The sequence below is a fragment of the Proteus sp. fly-1067 genome (assembly GCF_040139345.1).
In the GTDB taxonomy this organism is placed as follows: Bacteria; Pseudomonadota; Gammaproteobacteria; order Enterobacterales; family Enterobacteriaceae; genus Proteus; species Proteus vulgaris_B.
In genome coordinates this window covers 53,018-69,256 of sequence record NZ_JBEEUL010000007.1, presented here as the reverse complement: position 1 = coordinate 69,256, position 16,239 = coordinate 53,018, and the positions used below count along the sequence as shown (strand labels likewise).

The following is a 16,239-nucleotide window of genomic DNA, read 5'->3' as shown; positions in this document are numbered from 1 at the left end:
TTGATCACATTATCACGGTGAATGAATATGCTAATTTCAAAAAATATGGCAAAAGTAGTTTTATTACTCACAATGTCACCGTGCTTCTACGCTTATTCTGTCGAATTTAATACAGATATTCTTGATGCTTCCGATGCTGCAAATATTGATATCAGCCAATTTAATAGTGCTGGCTATATTATGCCAGGGGATTACCATCTTACTATTTTTAGTAATGGTGAAAGGATCGGCCCTAGTCAAAAAGTCTCTGTTTATCCAATTGAAAAAACAGCATCTTCAGAAAATATATTTAATACTGTCTGTGTGCCTAGTAATAATCTTGAAAAATTAGGATTAACAGAAGAAGCAGAAAAAAAAGTTCTAACACATCATGATGGTCAATGTTTAGATTTATCCCCATTAACGGGGACAAATTTAACATTTGATTTGCCCGCACTCGCGCTTAAATTAACGGTTCCACAAACGTGGTTACAATATTCAGATCCTTCATGGGTACCTCCTTCGCGTTGGGAGGAAGGTATTGTAGGTGCATTTATTGATTACACGTTATCACTCAGCGGTGCTAAATATAATTCAGGTTCTAAATCTGTTTATGCATCTATGAATGGTACCAGTGGCTTTAATATGGGCGTTTGGCGTTTTCGTAGTGACTATAGTATGAGTTACCAGAAAGAAAACGGCGGAAATAGCAGTGATAAACATGAATCACATAATTTTGATTTCAATCGTTTCTATGCTTATCGTTCTATTAAAGCGTTGGCTGCGACATTAACTGTTGGTGAAAACTATTTTTATTCACAATTATTTGATGCTTGGCAATACACGGGTATCACCTTAGAAAGTGACGATCGTATGTTACCACCTAAGTTGGTGGGCTATGCGCCAGAAATTGTTGGTGTAGCAAAAACGAATGCAACCATTATTGTTAAAAGCCAAGATCGTATTATTTTAGAAACAACGGTTCCACCTGGACCATTTAGAATTCAGACTTTGGATAGCTCTATCCAAGGGCAATTAGATGTCACTATTCGTGAAGATAATGGTGAAGAGCGTAAATTTACTATTTCTACTGCAACACTGCCTTACTTAACTCGTCCTGGGCAAATCCGCTATAAATTGGTGGGGGGTAAATCACGTTATGAAGATCATAGATTAACGGGTGATACAGCAATTGGCGGTGAAATTTCCTATGGTGTGAGTAATGCATGGAGCTTATATGGTGGTAGCCAATTATCTCAACACTACCAATCTGTTGCCGTTGGTGTTGGGCGTGACCTTTCTATGTTTGGTGCGCTCTCTTTTGATATCAACCAATCATTTGCCAAATTATCAGAGAGTGATAAACAAGGTCGTTCATATCGTGTGAACTACTCGAAATCATTTGATGAAGTAAAAACCAATATTACCTTTGCTGGTTATCGTTTTACGGATGAAGACTATCGCACCTTAAGCCAAGCTATGGAAGAGCGAAGAACTGGGCAGGATGCTTATTCTCCAAAAGAAAGTTACCAAATTTATTTAAATAAATATTTTGATAATTTCTCATTATCACTTAATTATCAACATAATACTTTCTGGAATAGTCGTTCTCAAACGCAATATGGTATTTATGCAAATACGCGATTCTCTTTATCTAAAGTGAAGATCCGCGATATTAACTTAACACTCTCAGCTTTTCGCTCTCAGCGTGAAGGTGTGAATGATGATACGTTAAGTTTGTATGTATCAGTGCCTTTCGATCAAGGTGGCAACCTGACTTTCTCTGAACAATATACAAAAACAGATGGAAAAGGACGTTACAACCATAACGTGGGCTATAGTGGATATGATGAAGGTTTAAGCTACAGTATGAATGCAGGCTTAACACATGGAAAAGAAGTGGATTCAGAATCTTCATTTAGTGGTTATGTCAGTAAAGATATGAGTCTTGCAAACCTTGCTGCAAGTGCAAGTTATGTACCTAGTCAATATAAAAGTTTAAGCGGAACACTTTCTGGTGGTTTAACAGGAACATCTCATGGCCTTGTGCTTCATCAACCTGCTTATGGGGATACACGCTTACTTATTGAAACTCCGGGAATAGCGGGTGTTCCAATTGAAGGTGAATCAGTAAAAACAAACGCATTTGGATTAGCAGTTATACCAAGTGTTACTAGTTTCCGTAGTTCATCAGCAGCGATTGATGTAAGTGCATTACCGGATAACTATGACGCTATTGATACGATGACAGATGTCACTTTAACAAGAGGTGCAATTGGTTATCGCCAAATGAAAGTAATTAAAGGTTATAAGTTATTTGCCACAGTTAATATGAGTGATGGTAAACACCCACCATTTGGGGCAAGTATTCGTAATAAAGATAATGTGGAATTAGGTATTGTTGGAGACGAAGGTATAGCTTGGGTAGTGGGTGTTGCTGAAAATGAAGAACTGGGCGTCTTCTGGGGAAATGAAAAGCGTTGCACCATTAATTTACCTGAAACCATTGATCCAAAAACACAGATGCTATTAATGCCATGTAAGTGATACTAATAAGGTTAACCGTAAATGAAAAAAGAATTTAATAAAACTGTCATTTCCACTCTTTTTATCTCATTAATGGGGATCTCTAGTGTTGCTCAAAGTGCAGTAACACTAGATAGAACGAGAGTGATTTTTCCTGGAACTGAAAAATCGATTAACATTACTATTCGTAATGATAATCCAACACTTCCTTATTTAGCACAAACGTGGATTGATGATGCTAATGAAAAAAAATTAACAACAGGGCCATTAATTGCGACGCCACCAATCCAGCGTCTAGATCCTAAATCATCAAGTATTGTACAAATTAGTACGACACCTTCTATCGCATCATTACCAAAAGATAGAGAGACTGTTTTTTACTATAACTTACGTGAAGTTCCGCCTAAATCTGAAGAAGCGAATGTTTTACAAATTGCATTACAAAGTAGAGTAAAACTGTTCTATCGTCCTGCAGAAATTCTGTCACAAGCAGACAGCATGTGGTTCCATAATGTGACATTAACACCATCCGCGAAAGGGTATACCGTGAATAACGTGACACCTTTTTATTTAACTGTGATTGGATTGGCTTCAACACAAAAAGCATCTGAAACAGGCGCCTTTAGTGTTGTGATGATCCCACCTAAATCAGATTATGAAGTTGCTGTACCTAAAACAAATGTTCCCTATATGACCATTATTAATGATTATGGCGGAAAACCGACGCTGCAATTTAAGTGTGATCAAGCTAAATGCACAGTAGCAAAAGAAATGTAACATAAGGAATAGAATATGAATTCCCGGAAATTTCGTTATCTAAAAAATAGCTGTTTATCTATGATAATTTTATTATCTGGGAGTTATGCCTATGCCAAAATAATTACTATTGAAACAAAACCTTTATTAAATTCTACTGAGACGATAGAAAGTGCATATAACAATAAAAGCAGTGGCTATATTTATGTCACTGCAAATCTTGTCAGTTCGCCCTGTGAATTTATTGACTACAAAATAAAAACTTATCGTCCAAAAAATAAATTTCTAAGTTATGACGCTTTTTTAATTACAGCGAATTTATCTGAATGTGGTATGGGTAATTCTTTTGCTCCACAGACTGTTAAAAATATGACAGCACCGACACCGATTAATTTATCTTTTATTGAATATGATCGTGTTTTATCAAAGCATAAATTTTCATTACAAAATGGTAAAAATGCATTGCAATTTGAAGCGCGAGAATTAGGTGCTCATAGCTATCTGATGGAGATATATTATGAATAAGTTGATTTATCTACTATTGCCATTATGTAGCCTTTCTACTTATAGCTATGCGGGTGGTTCATTAGATATTTCTTTTATGGGAAATCTAGTTTCTACAGGGTGTAAGCTCCCTGAATCACCTTATAACTTAGAGGTTCAGCTTAATAAAATTAGTAGCAAATATCTTTATGAATATGGCCGTTCTCAACCTGTCGATTTTTCTATACCCATTATTGATTGTTATGTGAGTGATTTAAATAAAACAATTTCAATAAAATTAAATAGCAATACTCTTGTAACAGATAAAGGTATTAGCTATTTAAAAACAGAAGGTGGCTCTAATGTTTTATTAGGTCTACTGGATAATAACGATACAGTCATTAAATTTAATGAAAAAATTGATATGGCTCGTGTTTTGGTGACAGGTCAAAATGAACAAAATTTATTGAATTTTAAGGTTTATGCACGCCCACCTGTCACTGGGGATTTAAAAGAGGGTGCATTTTCATCGACAATTACATTTAATATTGATTATCAATAGGAGGCGATAATGAAAAAAATAATACTAGCGCTAACTATTAGCTTATTATATGTACCTATTTCATCTGCTGAAATTTATATTACAGTTAATGCGACCTTAATTAATCCGGCATGTACAGTGACGGATGCTAAAGGCGCGAAAGAGCTATTTGTTGATTTTCAAAATGTAGATGTTAATGCAATAGTAAAAACACCACCTAAAACCTTTGATGTATTAATTAAAGATTGTAACTTAAATAAAATGATGAACTTATATCTTTCTCCTAAAGATAATGGTTATTTTTCTTATAATGGTACTGATGTATTAGCTACAACAACAGCTCAATTAGGTATTGAATTTTCTGATATTACCAGTGGTAAACGTAAAATTAATGTTCAGCGTTATGAACGTATTACACCGATCCTTAGTAGTAGTAATTCAGGAAAAATTTCACTAAGTACTCAGTTGGTATCAAATCAAGCTGGCTCACAGCTTAAAATGGGACCTTTTACAGCTAATGTCTCGTTATTAGTTGATTATAATTAGAGGTTGATATGAAGAGTTTTTTAATAGTGCTAAATAAAATTTCTTACACTATTTTTGTAACGGGACTATTGTTAACAAACAATGCAGTAGCGGCACCTGCTAAAATATATACAAGCACGGCACAAAGTTCTCAAGATGGATATATTATTGACTTAAGTCGGAATGCGAAAATATCCAATATACCTACTGTTGGTACTGATGGTGTTTATTATTATAAAGTCGGTGAGACTTATGTTATCAGTGATAAGGGATTACGCCCATCAGGACGAGTTAATTGTACGGGGGCTTTTTATCAAGAGGATGCTAGTGTAAAACCGGTTAAGAGAGAAGGTTTTCATAGGATTTTTACTTATATTCCTCGTGCACCGGGTGCTGCAACAATTAATGGATTACCTCTCTATCAATTAAGTTTTAATACTTTTGTGACTATTTATTCAAATAAAGGAATGGTGGATAATTGGATAAATTATAAAGCTAGTATATGCCAAACAGGTAGTGGTACTGCTACTATGAAAAGCTTTGTTTATCAATTTCCATTTGAAGTATCTGTTTATGTAAAAAAGAGAAACCTAGATGGGATCACGGTTATTCCTTCTTCTGAATTTGCGGGATATTCTCGTGCATACAGTACATTCCCATTAGCTCAAACGATGGCTAAGTTACCACAAATGATGCCAGTATCTAGCGTAACGGCACCTATGCGTTTAATTGGTGGTACTATTATTTCCCCAGCAGAATGTCGAACTGATGTAGGTGGAAGTCTAATTATTAATCACGGTGTATTAAATGCTGAAAAGTATGAAAGCCGAGTTGTTAGACCAATTAATTTCTCTTGTGATCACGTTGTTCCAACCCCCGTTGAATTTGAACTGTTTTATACCAAAGATGGTGATCCTCAACAGCGTTTACCTTTAAAAGTCGATGGCACAAATAGTACTATCTATAGCAAAATTGAAATGATTGATGCTGAGACTGGTCATCGAGGACAGAAATTTACTTCTAGAGTGGGGCAATATAAGCAGATCCAAATAGAAAGTATTTTAAAAGGAACAAATGCTAGTGGGGGTAATTATAGTGGTACAGCCGTATTAATAGCTGCTTATCCTTAATTCTTTCTTATTGATTAAAAAACGCTATTAAAATGAATAGCGTTTTTTTCTTTTAAAGATTGTGGATTATTTAATTATCAAAGACTTTTTAATTAAACTCCAATACAAAGTTTGCAGAGGCACTAAGCTTGCCGGGTTTTACCTCATCACCATAACGATAATATTCAGTTTTTAATGGAACATTATTGATCCCACTGGTTAAATCAGCCAGTTTCACAAACTGATTATTAATTAATACTGTATCATCATTTAGAGGGGCTGAAACCACAAAGCCTACACCTTTGGCATTATTACCGTCACCTTCATTATCTGGCTTTATAATTGTTTTTTGCCCGTCATAACTTGTCGTATTATGTGCCATCAATTTAATTTTAGCGGAAGCATTACCAGTACAATTTATTCTAAGATTATCTTCAGCATATTGATTATCGCGTGGAAAACCAAGGCTAGAAAATGCAGTAATTGGCATTTTAGGGAGATTCATTTCAAGGTTAGTATTTTCTGCACTGCATGATGTGGGAGCGCTGATAATATTTACCGATAAACGGTAACTAAAGCCAACGGCTGTCGTACCACCACCTGAATTAAACCGATTAATTAATATAGAGCCAATATATTGAGTCGTAAAACGCTGTGATTTAGGGTTATCTTTAGTGGCGTAAACAATTACCGTCGCGTCTCTAGTATTAAGCTTGGGTGCATTAACGGGGACTTCTTGCCCTGGTTGGCTTCTAAATGCAAGACCAGACTGGTTTTCGATTAGAACATAAGCATAATCATCTAAGCCGACTATAGGGGCATTTCGAACAACGTAATAAGCTGGTCTACCATCAATATCCATATAATACGTTGGCATTACACCACTTGCCTCGCTATATGTTGCATAAGCATAAAACTCAGCACCATCAGGACAATCCGCAACAGCAACATCAGAGCCATCACGTTTAAATGTAAAACGGGCTACTTCTTGATTTTTTTTGACCATTCCTTTTAGTTCAATTGTGCCACCTCTCGCATCCATCGTGCCATGTTTAATACCCCCGTTATTAACACAATCTGGTGCCGCATGGCTGTAAAAAGAGAGAGAAGATAAACTAAGGATAAAAATTAGAAATAATAATTTATTCATCTTATTTTTTAAGTTAGTCATTTTATTTCCTTATTTACACTCAGTATCTAAAATATATAAACCATTAACTGGCGCTTTGTTATTAATGTCATAAGTTGCATGACAGATTTTCTGCTCACCGTGAATAGTCCATGAAACTTGAATGTTGCCTTGTGGTTTATTGGCAACAAAATAGAGTTGATGGAAGCTTGCTACTAATTGTGTATCATCATTATCAATCACGGCTTTAGCGCCCATTGGAATGGTACTTTTATCCGGTGTCTGTAATGTTAGTAGGAATTTAAATCCTTTTTTGGCATCAAAATCAGCCAACACTAATGCACCTTTGGTCGGAATAATATTACTAATAATATTGTTCGAGATTTCAGTGTTACTAGGTATTGAATTGGTATTAACGCTAATGCTATTTTTTTGGTAAGGAGACATGCCAGAAACAACCGCTAACCCACTATTATTGGTTTTAATAGATTGACCATTAATCACTTCTATACCAGAGGTATCCTTGGTCAATATTAATGCGTTTGTTTGTTGTAATGAAGGCGTAAATACCGCTCCATATTGTGTTGCTATTAATGCTCCACTAATACCGTAGTTAATATTTTGTTTATCTTCTGTATATGAATATCCTGCATTAACGACAGCGTTTGGTGCTTTATAAGAGCCGTTTAAACCACCACTATAATTAACACCTTTATTGCCATATCCTTGGTAAACATCCCAATTGGCTTGGTTTTTATCACCATAGGTTCCGCTTAGACGTGCGGTTTGTAATACTTGGCTATCATTATTAGTCGAAATACCATAATTAGCCCAAATGTAGTTTTCATTCCATGAGAATGGAATACTAATATTCATACTTAAATCATGACTATTTTTATTCTTATCGTTATAACGACTACCATCATAATAAGTATAATAAATACTATAGCTAACTTTATTAATAGAGCTATTAATACCTGTATTATAAGAGTGAACAGTTTTGCCATCGACATACTTATAAATAACAGAGTTTAAATTAATTGATGCATTATTAGAAAATAAAGGCTGGTTAATGGAGAATGTATATTCATTTTTTAATCCATTATTAGGATTATATTTTGTATCCTTGTGTTCCATTGCTTGCGTAAAATTAAGAAAGTTGGCATCAAAATGACGATAGCCGACTAATGAAAGTGTTGTATCTGTAACTGATATATTTTTAGAATAATTTACTCTAATGGCATTACCATGTAATGCGTCATTACCATGATTAGTGGAAGATTTTGCGTATAGTAAATCAGAGGTTATTGCACCATAGCTACCTAAATTGAGCCCAGTTCCGATACCAACAGATTGATATTTTTCACCAACAAGCACGCCGCCATAAAGAGTAACGTAGTCAGTTAAACCATAGAAAGCCTCAGTTTGAACAACATAGGCGCCATCACCGCTATTGTTACCGTCATATTTACCGGTTGAAAAGCTATATTTTATTTCACCTTTTCGTTCAAGATTGGCAATAGAAGAAAAGGGGACTATGAAATTTTTTTCAGAGCCATCGGCTTCAGTAACGCTAACATGTAAATCTCCCCCACTGTTCATCGGATAATAATCAGTGATATTAAAAGGCCCGGCAGGTACACTGCGTTTATAAATGACTTGGCCATTTTGGGTAATAGTCACTATAGATTCTGAATTGGCAATACCAGAAACACTCGGTGCATAAGTTCTATTTTGTGTTGGTGTCATTAATCTATCAGTGACTAATTTAATGCCTCTAAATTTTACTGAATCAAATAGTTGTGAAGAAGAATAAAGATCACCAATCATTAATTCACTATTAATACTGGTGATTGCTCTAGAAATCACATTACTTAGCGTATTCCATTTTTTATCGCCATTCTCATTCTTTGTCCAGGTTGAATAGTTATTAAAGCGCCAAGGTCCTAAGTTAACTTGGGTTTGAATATTGCCATAATAACTGTCTGTTGTATTACCATGACTACGGCTATTGAATGAAGATAAGGCATAGTTAACTAATAATGCAGGAATACCTGAATCCCAATTTTTTATTTCATTTTCTTTTAGTCTATCTTCGTTAACATATAACTGTGGTATTGTTAAAATATATTTTTTTCTATTTAGATCAAGATAACCACTGGTATTGTTAATATCGTTGAGATTAATAAAATCATTATTTTTGTTTTTATTAATCACATCATGAGGGAGATCAATACCTGCGTTATACCATTCTTCAGCGGAAAGGCGAGGTGCTAATATTTTATTACCATCCTCATCTTCCATCAGAATGAAATCAAATTCACGAGTTAATATGCGATTGTCATTCACAAAAAGTGTTACAGTATAACTATCTGGAGCAATATTATTCTCTCTAAAGACATTAAGATCTTCATTGGTAACTTGCTGTGTACTTCCTTCAATATTTAATAGATTAGCAGGATAATAATCGTTTGCAGATGTATTAAAAGAAGCGAATAAAACACCAACAATAAATAAATGGAGTGGCGATTTATTTAAATAATTATCCATTGTCTTTTTCATATTGAATAACGTCTCTTATTATAATGAGAATTCCACTGGAAGACTTTTTCCAAAATCATCGATATAAAATAATTCTATTTTCTTATTGCTCGGAAGTGTTTTACCTACATTAATTGTTGTTTCTGATTTTGGTAAAAGAAAACTAGGTATATTTTCAATCTCTTTACCATCGATTATTAGCTTCCCAATATTGATAAAATAAGGTGATTTATTTGATACTACGAGGTTTTCATTTTTTATATTCCAATTTAACGTTTTGATTTCTTTTTCAATATTGGCATTTTTAAGAGATTGAGGTCTATAAATTAATTTAATTCTATTGGTCATAGAATAGCGAAGTACATTCTCTAAGTTCTCATTACTTGGTGCGACAAATTTAACATTTATCCAATACATAGATTCAATATCATTAGGTAAGATTGTATTTTTAGTCACTTGTAATGTGTTTTTTTGTTGAGCTATTAATTTAATTAATGGTGGTGTAATAACAAAATCTTGGGTAAGTTTCCCATTAAGATCTTCGACCCAAGATTGTAATAAATAATTAGTATTTTTATCGCTATTAAATGCAACAAATCCTTCATTATTATTACTTTCATTATAAACAACACGGGTTGTTTCTAAACCAAATCCAGCAAAGCTAGATGTGATTGAGCTAAATATTAAGCCTAGTCCTAATAGCATTTTTTTAAATATCATCAAAAAGTACCTCTTTAAGATATGCAGGTTAATATAATAATTAACCTGCATTTATTTATTATTGATAAGTCAGAGTATAATTTAATGTTGCATCAGCACGACCTGCTTCAACGTCATTATCAGTGCTGACATATTTGGCAATAAAAGATAATGTTTTAGATTTAAGATCTCCATTATCTTTAATGTCATATTCTTCAGCAAAATTAATATTGTAAGGAACATCTAAATCATCATGATCATAAATATGAATACCGACATTTTTTGCGGTGTTAGTATCATTAGGATTATCTAATGCCAAAATTTGGTTAGAGCTACTATCTGTTTTACCCTCTAGTTTTAATTTAACTTTACCTTGAGGTGGGCAATTAATTAAAGAGATATCTAATTTACCATTACCGCCAGTTCCTCCTACTTCGCTACCTGTACCGTCAAATTCACTGGTAGCATAACGCCCCATATTAACGTTACCATCAGAACCGGTGCCATTAATATCAATGGTACAAGTTGATGCATAAATTAAACCAGTGAAAGAAATTTGACCTGTTTGCTCTTCAGCAGAAACTGTTGTACTTGCCGTTATTGCTGAAATAACGAAAGCCATTGGAAGTAATTTTTTTGTTAAAATAGACATTGTTGACCCCTAGTGATTGATATAAATAGTATTTAATAAATCATATTAAGTGCTATTTACTCTAAGATCCGCTTATCCTTATTGCTCATAAGTTAACTAAAAGAACCAATAGATATAAGAAATTAAAAAAGATAGTTCTAATAGAAATATAATCTTAGATACAATAGCTTTTAGTATTAATCATAAAATTCACAATCAACTCTTATTACTTTGCTTTTTATAATTAATACTAATTCTGAATATAGAAAATGACTTCAATTTCTGTACAGGTGGATTCTATGTAGTTTATTTAATAATGTCTTATGTACAGTGTTACAAAGTTTTCTTATGTGATTTAGAAAAAACATTAATAAGATAATGAAAATAAAATTATTTATGCTTATTTTTCATATGGTTGATTTTTCATGTAGTGAAAGGAAGAAAGGGAGATAGTTCAAATTTACTTTATGGAAAATATATTTTGTTACAAATGGCATTAAGATTAAAATATCATGGTAACAATACTTTATAAAAGGTAGTCATTAAAAGAAGAGTTTCTAATAATATAGATAGAATAATTAGTGGGAATAATTCTTATTAAAACTTTAAATTTTATTTAAATCTTTTGATTAAATTAAAATTTAATTTTAAATAATTTTTATCGTATTTTCATTTTTCTATATAAAGTGGCAATGCTTATTCCTAAGATCTTTGCTGCTTTCTTCTTTCCTTCCAATGTTGTTCCTGTTTTTTCTAATATGCCCATAATGGTTTGATACTCTGATGTTAAGCTTTTAGTTTTGAGAAGTTCTTGTGTGTTTAAGGATTGAGTTTGATGTTCATGGGATGCGTTAGTTTTGGTATAGATACGACTAAGATTTTCTTTTTCTAATATATCACCATGAGAAGCCTCTAACAGATAAGGCGGAAGGTGGCTGAGATTTAAATCGACGGTATCCCCTTGCATAACATACATATATTCAATCACATTGCGTAACTCGCGAATATTACCGGGCCAATCATAGGAATATAAGTAGTTAATAACAACGTTGGGGATCTTCGTGGAAGGCCTTTGATAGGTTAAAGCCAGATTATCAGCAAAGAATTGTGCAAGCTCTGCAATATCTTCTCTGTGATCACGTAATGCTGGTGTATGGATCGGAACAACATTGAGACGATAAAATAAATCTTCACGAAATTGCCCTTTATTTACCATTTCACGCAGATCTTTGTTTGTGGCGGCAATAATACGCACATCAATATTAATTAGATTATTAGAGCCAACACGGGTAATACTTTTTTCTTGGAGTACACGTAAAAGTTTGGCTTGTAAATGCAAAGGCATATCACCAATTTCATCAAGAAATAGGCTACCACCATGAGCTAATTCAAATTTACCAATACGGCCTTTAGGATCAGCACCACTAAAAGCGCCACGCACATAACCAAAAAGCTCGCTTTCTAAGAGTTGTTCAGGAATAGCAGCACAGTTAATAGTAATAAAAGGCTGCTTTGTGCGTAGGCTTTGTTGATGAATAGTATAAGCAACCACTTCTTTACCTGAGCCACTTTCTCCTGTGATAAGCACACTGGCATGGCTTACGGCAACTTTACTTAGCATGCTTTTTAGGTGAAGCATATTTTGTGAATTACCAATTAAAGGAGAGTGGGGATTTTCATCAACGGAAAGGGCATTTACCTGCGTCATATAATCACGGGCATCATGAAAGATAACCATGGTAAGTTGGTCGTTATCAACTGATGAAAAGGTGATTTTTTTACACAGAACATGATAGCGTTGCTGGTTTAATATCAGCCACGCTTCTTCATCGCCATAAAGGATATCGCCAGTCATATCGATATCAAGAGACTGACCAATAAGCTCACAATCAAAAAAACGCAAAGCAGAAAGATTGGCATGCCAAATCTTACCTTGGCTATCAATAGCAATTACGCCTCTATCCATCACATCAATTAAATTTCGAAAAGTGCCAAATCGCTCTTGTTCACGAAGCCTTTCAAGGCATTCAAAAATACGGCTTGAGATCATTTCTGAAAATTGTTCGATAAAGGTGATAAAAGCTTGTTTTTGCTTCATCAAAAACATCTTTTGTTCTCGGTTAGAACAGATAATTCCAATTACACCAATAACTTGGTTATTCAGAAAAATAGGGGCATTAAGATCAAGCTCTTCAGTGCAGGTTAAGCGATTTTGACAAAGTTGGCAGAGGCTATTTTCTTTCGGATCTTCAATCAAAATAGTCTTTTGTACTTGCAACACATGGCGATAAATATGCCCATTATTGGAGACATCTTGATTGAGCATATAGCGGTAACGTCCTGTACCTGCGATACGAATTAAATTGTTATCAATAATTTCAACATCAGTGCCAGTGATCCCAGCAATGGCATCGGTATATTTGCTGATTTCATCTTGCAGTGTACTAAGTAATGAGTGCATCACATTCTCACCTTAAAATTATCATTATTGATAATAAATTATCATCATCTATTTTTGATGTTTTATTTAATTCTTATTTATTAATTAGTTAGTTTTATTTTGTATAAAGCTCACACAGTTTCTTATTATTGATAATTTATCAACTAAATAAAACCGTCTAGATCACAGCTTTTCTGTATCAGAAATTTTACCCCTTAATCACTAAAACAATAAATATATTTAAAATCAATCAATTATATTTTTATTAGATGCTTTTTGAGTGAGTTGGCATACATATTGCGATATAGGGGATAACCCTATGTATTCCGATTAATCGCGATATTGGGTTATCGCGAATTTTAAAGTGTGATTAAGAGGTAATTCCATGCAGGAGCAATTGCAGTACCTGATTAACCAAAGTTCATTTACGCGAAAACCAACCGCTGAGCTTGCCCCTTTTCATTATGACGAGTTAGCCAAAGCGTTAGATTTTCACAGAACTATTCCAGGATACGCACCTACACCGTTATTTCATTTACCCCAGTTAGCTAAAACTTTAGGGGTTGGTGAGTTATATCTCAAAGATGAATCTTTCCGTTTTGGTTTAAAAGCGTTTAAAGCGTTAGGTGGTGCTTATGCGATGGCGCGCCATATCGCTGATTTTCTTGAAATGGACATAAGTGAATTACCTTATGAGGTAATGATCAGTGATGAGATCAGGAAAAAGTTAAATGGCGTAACTTTTGCGACAACCACTGACGGGAATCATGGACGTGGCGTTGCTTGGATGGCAAGACAGTTAAAGCAAAAAGCGGTGGTCTATATGCCAAAAGGATCATCACAAGAACGTTTAGATGCCATTTTACGAGAAGGCGCAGTCGCTGAAATCGTTGATATGAACTATGACGATGCAGTGAGAATGACAGCGGAAATGGCTGAAAAATATGGCTGGATCGTGGTTCAAGACACTGCATGGGATGGCTATGAAGAGATCCCTTTATGGATCATGCAAGGCTATGGCACTTTAATGCTGGAATCTCTTTCGCAATTACATGAAGTACCACCGACGCATATTTTTGTACAAGCCGGCGTGGGCTCTTTTGCGGGTATGGTGCAAGGCATGGTAACCGCAGCTTATGGCAAACAAGCCCCTAAAGTGATTGTGGCAGAAGCACGTATTGCCGACTGTTTATATCAATCTGCCGTATCAGGGAAAGCGGATGCCATTCCTGTTGGCGGAGATTTACAAACCGTTATGGCGGGGCTTGCTTGTGGTGAAGCGAATAGTATTGGTTGGAATTTGTTACGCGATTATTCAGCGGCATTTTTCTCTTGCCCTGATGCCGTCGCGACTAGGGGAATGCGGATTTTAGGGAACCCTTTACCCGGTGATCCGCACATCATTTCTGGTGAATCTGGCGCTGTGACAACAGGATTGCTCTCTATTTTAATGCAATCACCGGTTTATCAAAGTGTGAAAGAAGAGCTGGGATTAGATGAAAATGCAAGAGTGCTTGTGATAAGCACTGAAGGTGACACAGATCCTGAGCGTTATCGCGATATCGTGTGGGATGGTGAGTTGCCTAGCTTCAAACAATTTTAAAAAACAAATAAGTCTTTTGGAGTGAAAAAGTATGTTATCAGCAAACCGATTTGATGAAGTTATTAAGAATTGCCAATTATTAATCCAACAAAAAAGCTATTCGGGTGAAGAAGGTAACGTTGTTAAAGTCATAGAAGAGATGATGAAAAGCTATGATTTTGACGATATTCATATTGATAAATACGGCAATATTATTGGTGGAATTATAGGCCAACACCCAGGGAAAACCCTTATTTTTGATGGTCATATCGATACTGTTCCAGTGAGTGAGCAAGACTGGAAAGAAAAACCTTATGGTGCAGAAATAAAAGATGGCAAGATTTATGGTCGTGGTACTAGTGATATGAAAGGTGCTGTGGCTGCGATGATTTCGGCAATTGGTTTTTATGGTCAAGATAATCAGCGTAATTTTGCTGGCCGTATTTATGTCTCTTGTATTGTACATGAAGAATGCTTTGAAGGTGTGGCGGCAAGACTGGTTTCAGAGCGATATAAACCCGATTATGTGGTGATTGGTGAAGCATCTGAATTAAACCTGAAAATAGGGCAACGTGGCCGTGCCGAAATTGTTGTTGAAACCTTTGGTAAGCCAGCGCACTCCGCCAACCCAGATGCTGGGATCAACTCAGTGTATAAAATGGCAAAACTGATCGAGAAGATCAGAGCATTAACGCCACCTGTTCATCCGATATTAGGAAAAGGGATCTTAGAGCTGACGGATATTAAATCAGCGCCTTATCCGGGAGCTTCTGTTGTACCTGAGTATTGTCGAGCCACTTACGATCGCCGTTTATTAGTCGGTGAAACAAAAGAAGGCGTGCTTGCACCACTGCAAAAAGCCATTGATGAACTCGCTTCTCAAGATGCGGATTTTAAAGCCAAAGTCTCTTATGCCTATGGTACTGAAAAATGTTACACCGGTGCGACTATTGAAGGTGAGCGTTTCTTCCCTGGTTGGGTATTAGAAGAGAGTGACCCTTATGTGCAAAGTGTTTTAAAAGGGTTACATGAATTTGGTTTCAAACCAACGGTCACACAATACTCTTTCTGTACCAACGGTAGCCATTATGCGGGTGAAGCGGGTATTAAAACGATTGGTTTTGGTCCATCTCGCGAAAATTTAGCACATACCATTGATGAATATATCGAGATTGAGCAACTCAAAGGCGCTGCTCGCGGTTATTACAGCATTATGAACAGCCTTTATCACCTTTAATTCTTACTCAAATAAATCCTTACTAGAAGAGTATCTGGCGAAATAGCCAGATGCTCTTTGG

The 16,239-nt window shown here is 35.1% G+C and carries 13 protein-coding genes; 8 read left to right on the top strand and 5 right to left on the bottom strand.

The genetic code is table 11. From position 1 onward, the window contains the following. The first annotated feature begins 21 nt into the window (after positions 1 to 21). The 6 genes from ABN217_RS11205 to ABN217_RS11180 are packed head-to-tail and all read left to right on the top strand — an operon-like array spanning position 22 to position 5,940. Positions 22 to 2,526, top strand: coding sequence for a fimbria/pilus outer membrane usher protein (locus tag ABN217_RS11205; RefSeq protein WP_419775797.1), 2,505 nt, complete (start codon positions 22 to 24; stop codon positions 2,524 to 2,526). A 21-nt stretch (positions 2,527 to 2,547) separates the two neighbouring features. Beyond that, complete coding sequence (locus ABN217_RS11200) at positions 2,548 to 3,282, top strand: fimbria/pilus periplasmic chaperone (RefSeq protein ID WP_196554308.1); 735 nt, start codon at positions 2,548 to 2,550, stop codon at positions 3,280 to 3,282. Between the two features lie 15 nt (positions 3,283 to 3,297). Beyond that, a complete protein-coding gene (locus tag ABN217_RS11195; protein WP_196554309.1) occupies positions 3,298 to 3,786 on the top strand; it encodes a hypothetical protein in 489 nt (162 codons plus the stop codon). Beyond that, the gene (locus ABN217_RS11190) at positions 3,779 to 4,306 is read left to right on the top strand and encodes a fimbrial protein (RefSeq protein WP_072069530.1); all 528 of its coding nucleotides are present in this window, start codon (positions 3,779 to 3,781) and stop codon (positions 4,304 to 4,306) included. The genes ABN217_RS11195 and ABN217_RS11190 overlap by 8 nt, the downstream gene beginning before the upstream one ends. 9 nt (positions 4,307 to 4,315) lie before the next feature. After that, positions 4,316 to 4,831 (top strand): fimbrial protein, encoded by a 516-nt coding sequence (locus tag ABN217_RS11185; RefSeq protein WP_196554310.1) that lies wholly within the window; start codon positions 4,316 to 4,318, stop codon positions 4,829 to 4,831. Between the two features lie 8 nt (positions 4,832 to 4,839). Beyond that, on the top strand, positions 4,840 to 5,940 hold the full coding sequence (locus tag ABN217_RS11180; protein ID WP_196554311.1) for an MrpH family fimbial adhesin: 1,101 nt from the start codon (positions 4,840 to 4,842) through the stop codon (positions 5,938 to 5,940). Between the two features lie 88 nt (positions 5,941 to 6,028). Here the strand turns inward: ABN217_RS11180 and ABN217_RS11175 are convergent, their stop codons facing one another. The 5 genes from ABN217_RS11175 to ABN217_RS11155 form a co-directional block, all read right to left on the bottom strand. Beyond that, the gene (locus ABN217_RS11175; protein WP_072069527.1) at positions 6,029 to 7,090 is read right to left on the bottom strand and encodes a fimbrial protein; all 1,062 of its coding nucleotides are present in this window, start codon (positions 7,088 to 7,090) and stop codon (positions 6,029 to 6,031) included. Between the two features lie 9 nt (positions 7,091 to 7,099). Further along, complete coding sequence (locus tag ABN217_RS11170) at positions 7,100 to 9,610, bottom strand: fimbria/pilus outer membrane usher protein (RefSeq protein WP_349459406.1); 2,511 nt, start codon at positions 9,608 to 9,610, stop codon at positions 7,100 to 7,102. Positions 9,611 to 9,628: 18 nt separating this feature from the next. After that, a complete protein-coding gene (locus ABN217_RS11165; RefSeq protein ID WP_349439535.1) occupies positions 9,629 to 10,309 on the bottom strand; it encodes a fimbrial biogenesis chaperone in 681 nt (226 codons plus the stop codon). A 58-nt stretch (positions 10,310 to 10,367) separates the two neighbouring features. Beyond that, positions 10,368 to 10,940, bottom strand: coding sequence for a fimbrial protein (locus ABN217_RS11160; protein ID WP_196554313.1), 573 nt, complete (start codon positions 10,938 to 10,940; stop codon positions 10,368 to 10,370). A gap of 637 nt (positions 10,941 to 11,577) precedes the next feature. Beyond that, entirely contained in the window at positions 11,578 to 13,380 is a 1,803-nt protein-coding gene (locus tag ABN217_RS11155; protein ID WP_197269617.1) for a sigma-54 interaction domain-containing protein, read from the bottom strand. Positions 13,381 to 13,744: 364 nt separating this feature from the next. Between ABN217_RS11155 and dpaL the strand changes: the two genes are divergently transcribed. Next, positions 13,745 to 14,962: a diaminopropionate ammonia-lyase gene (dpaL, locus tag ABN217_RS11150; RefSeq protein ID WP_115351184.1), complete on the top strand. Its 1,218-nt coding sequence runs from the start codon at positions 13,745 to 13,747 to the stop codon at positions 14,960 to 14,962. A gap of 31 nt (positions 14,963 to 14,993) precedes the next feature. Beyond that, entirely contained in the window at positions 14,994 to 16,178 is a 1,185-nt protein-coding gene (locus ABN217_RS11145) for a YgeY family selenium metabolism-linked hydrolase (RefSeq protein WP_196554315.1), read from the top strand. Positions 16,179 to 16,239: the final 61 nt, after the last annotated feature.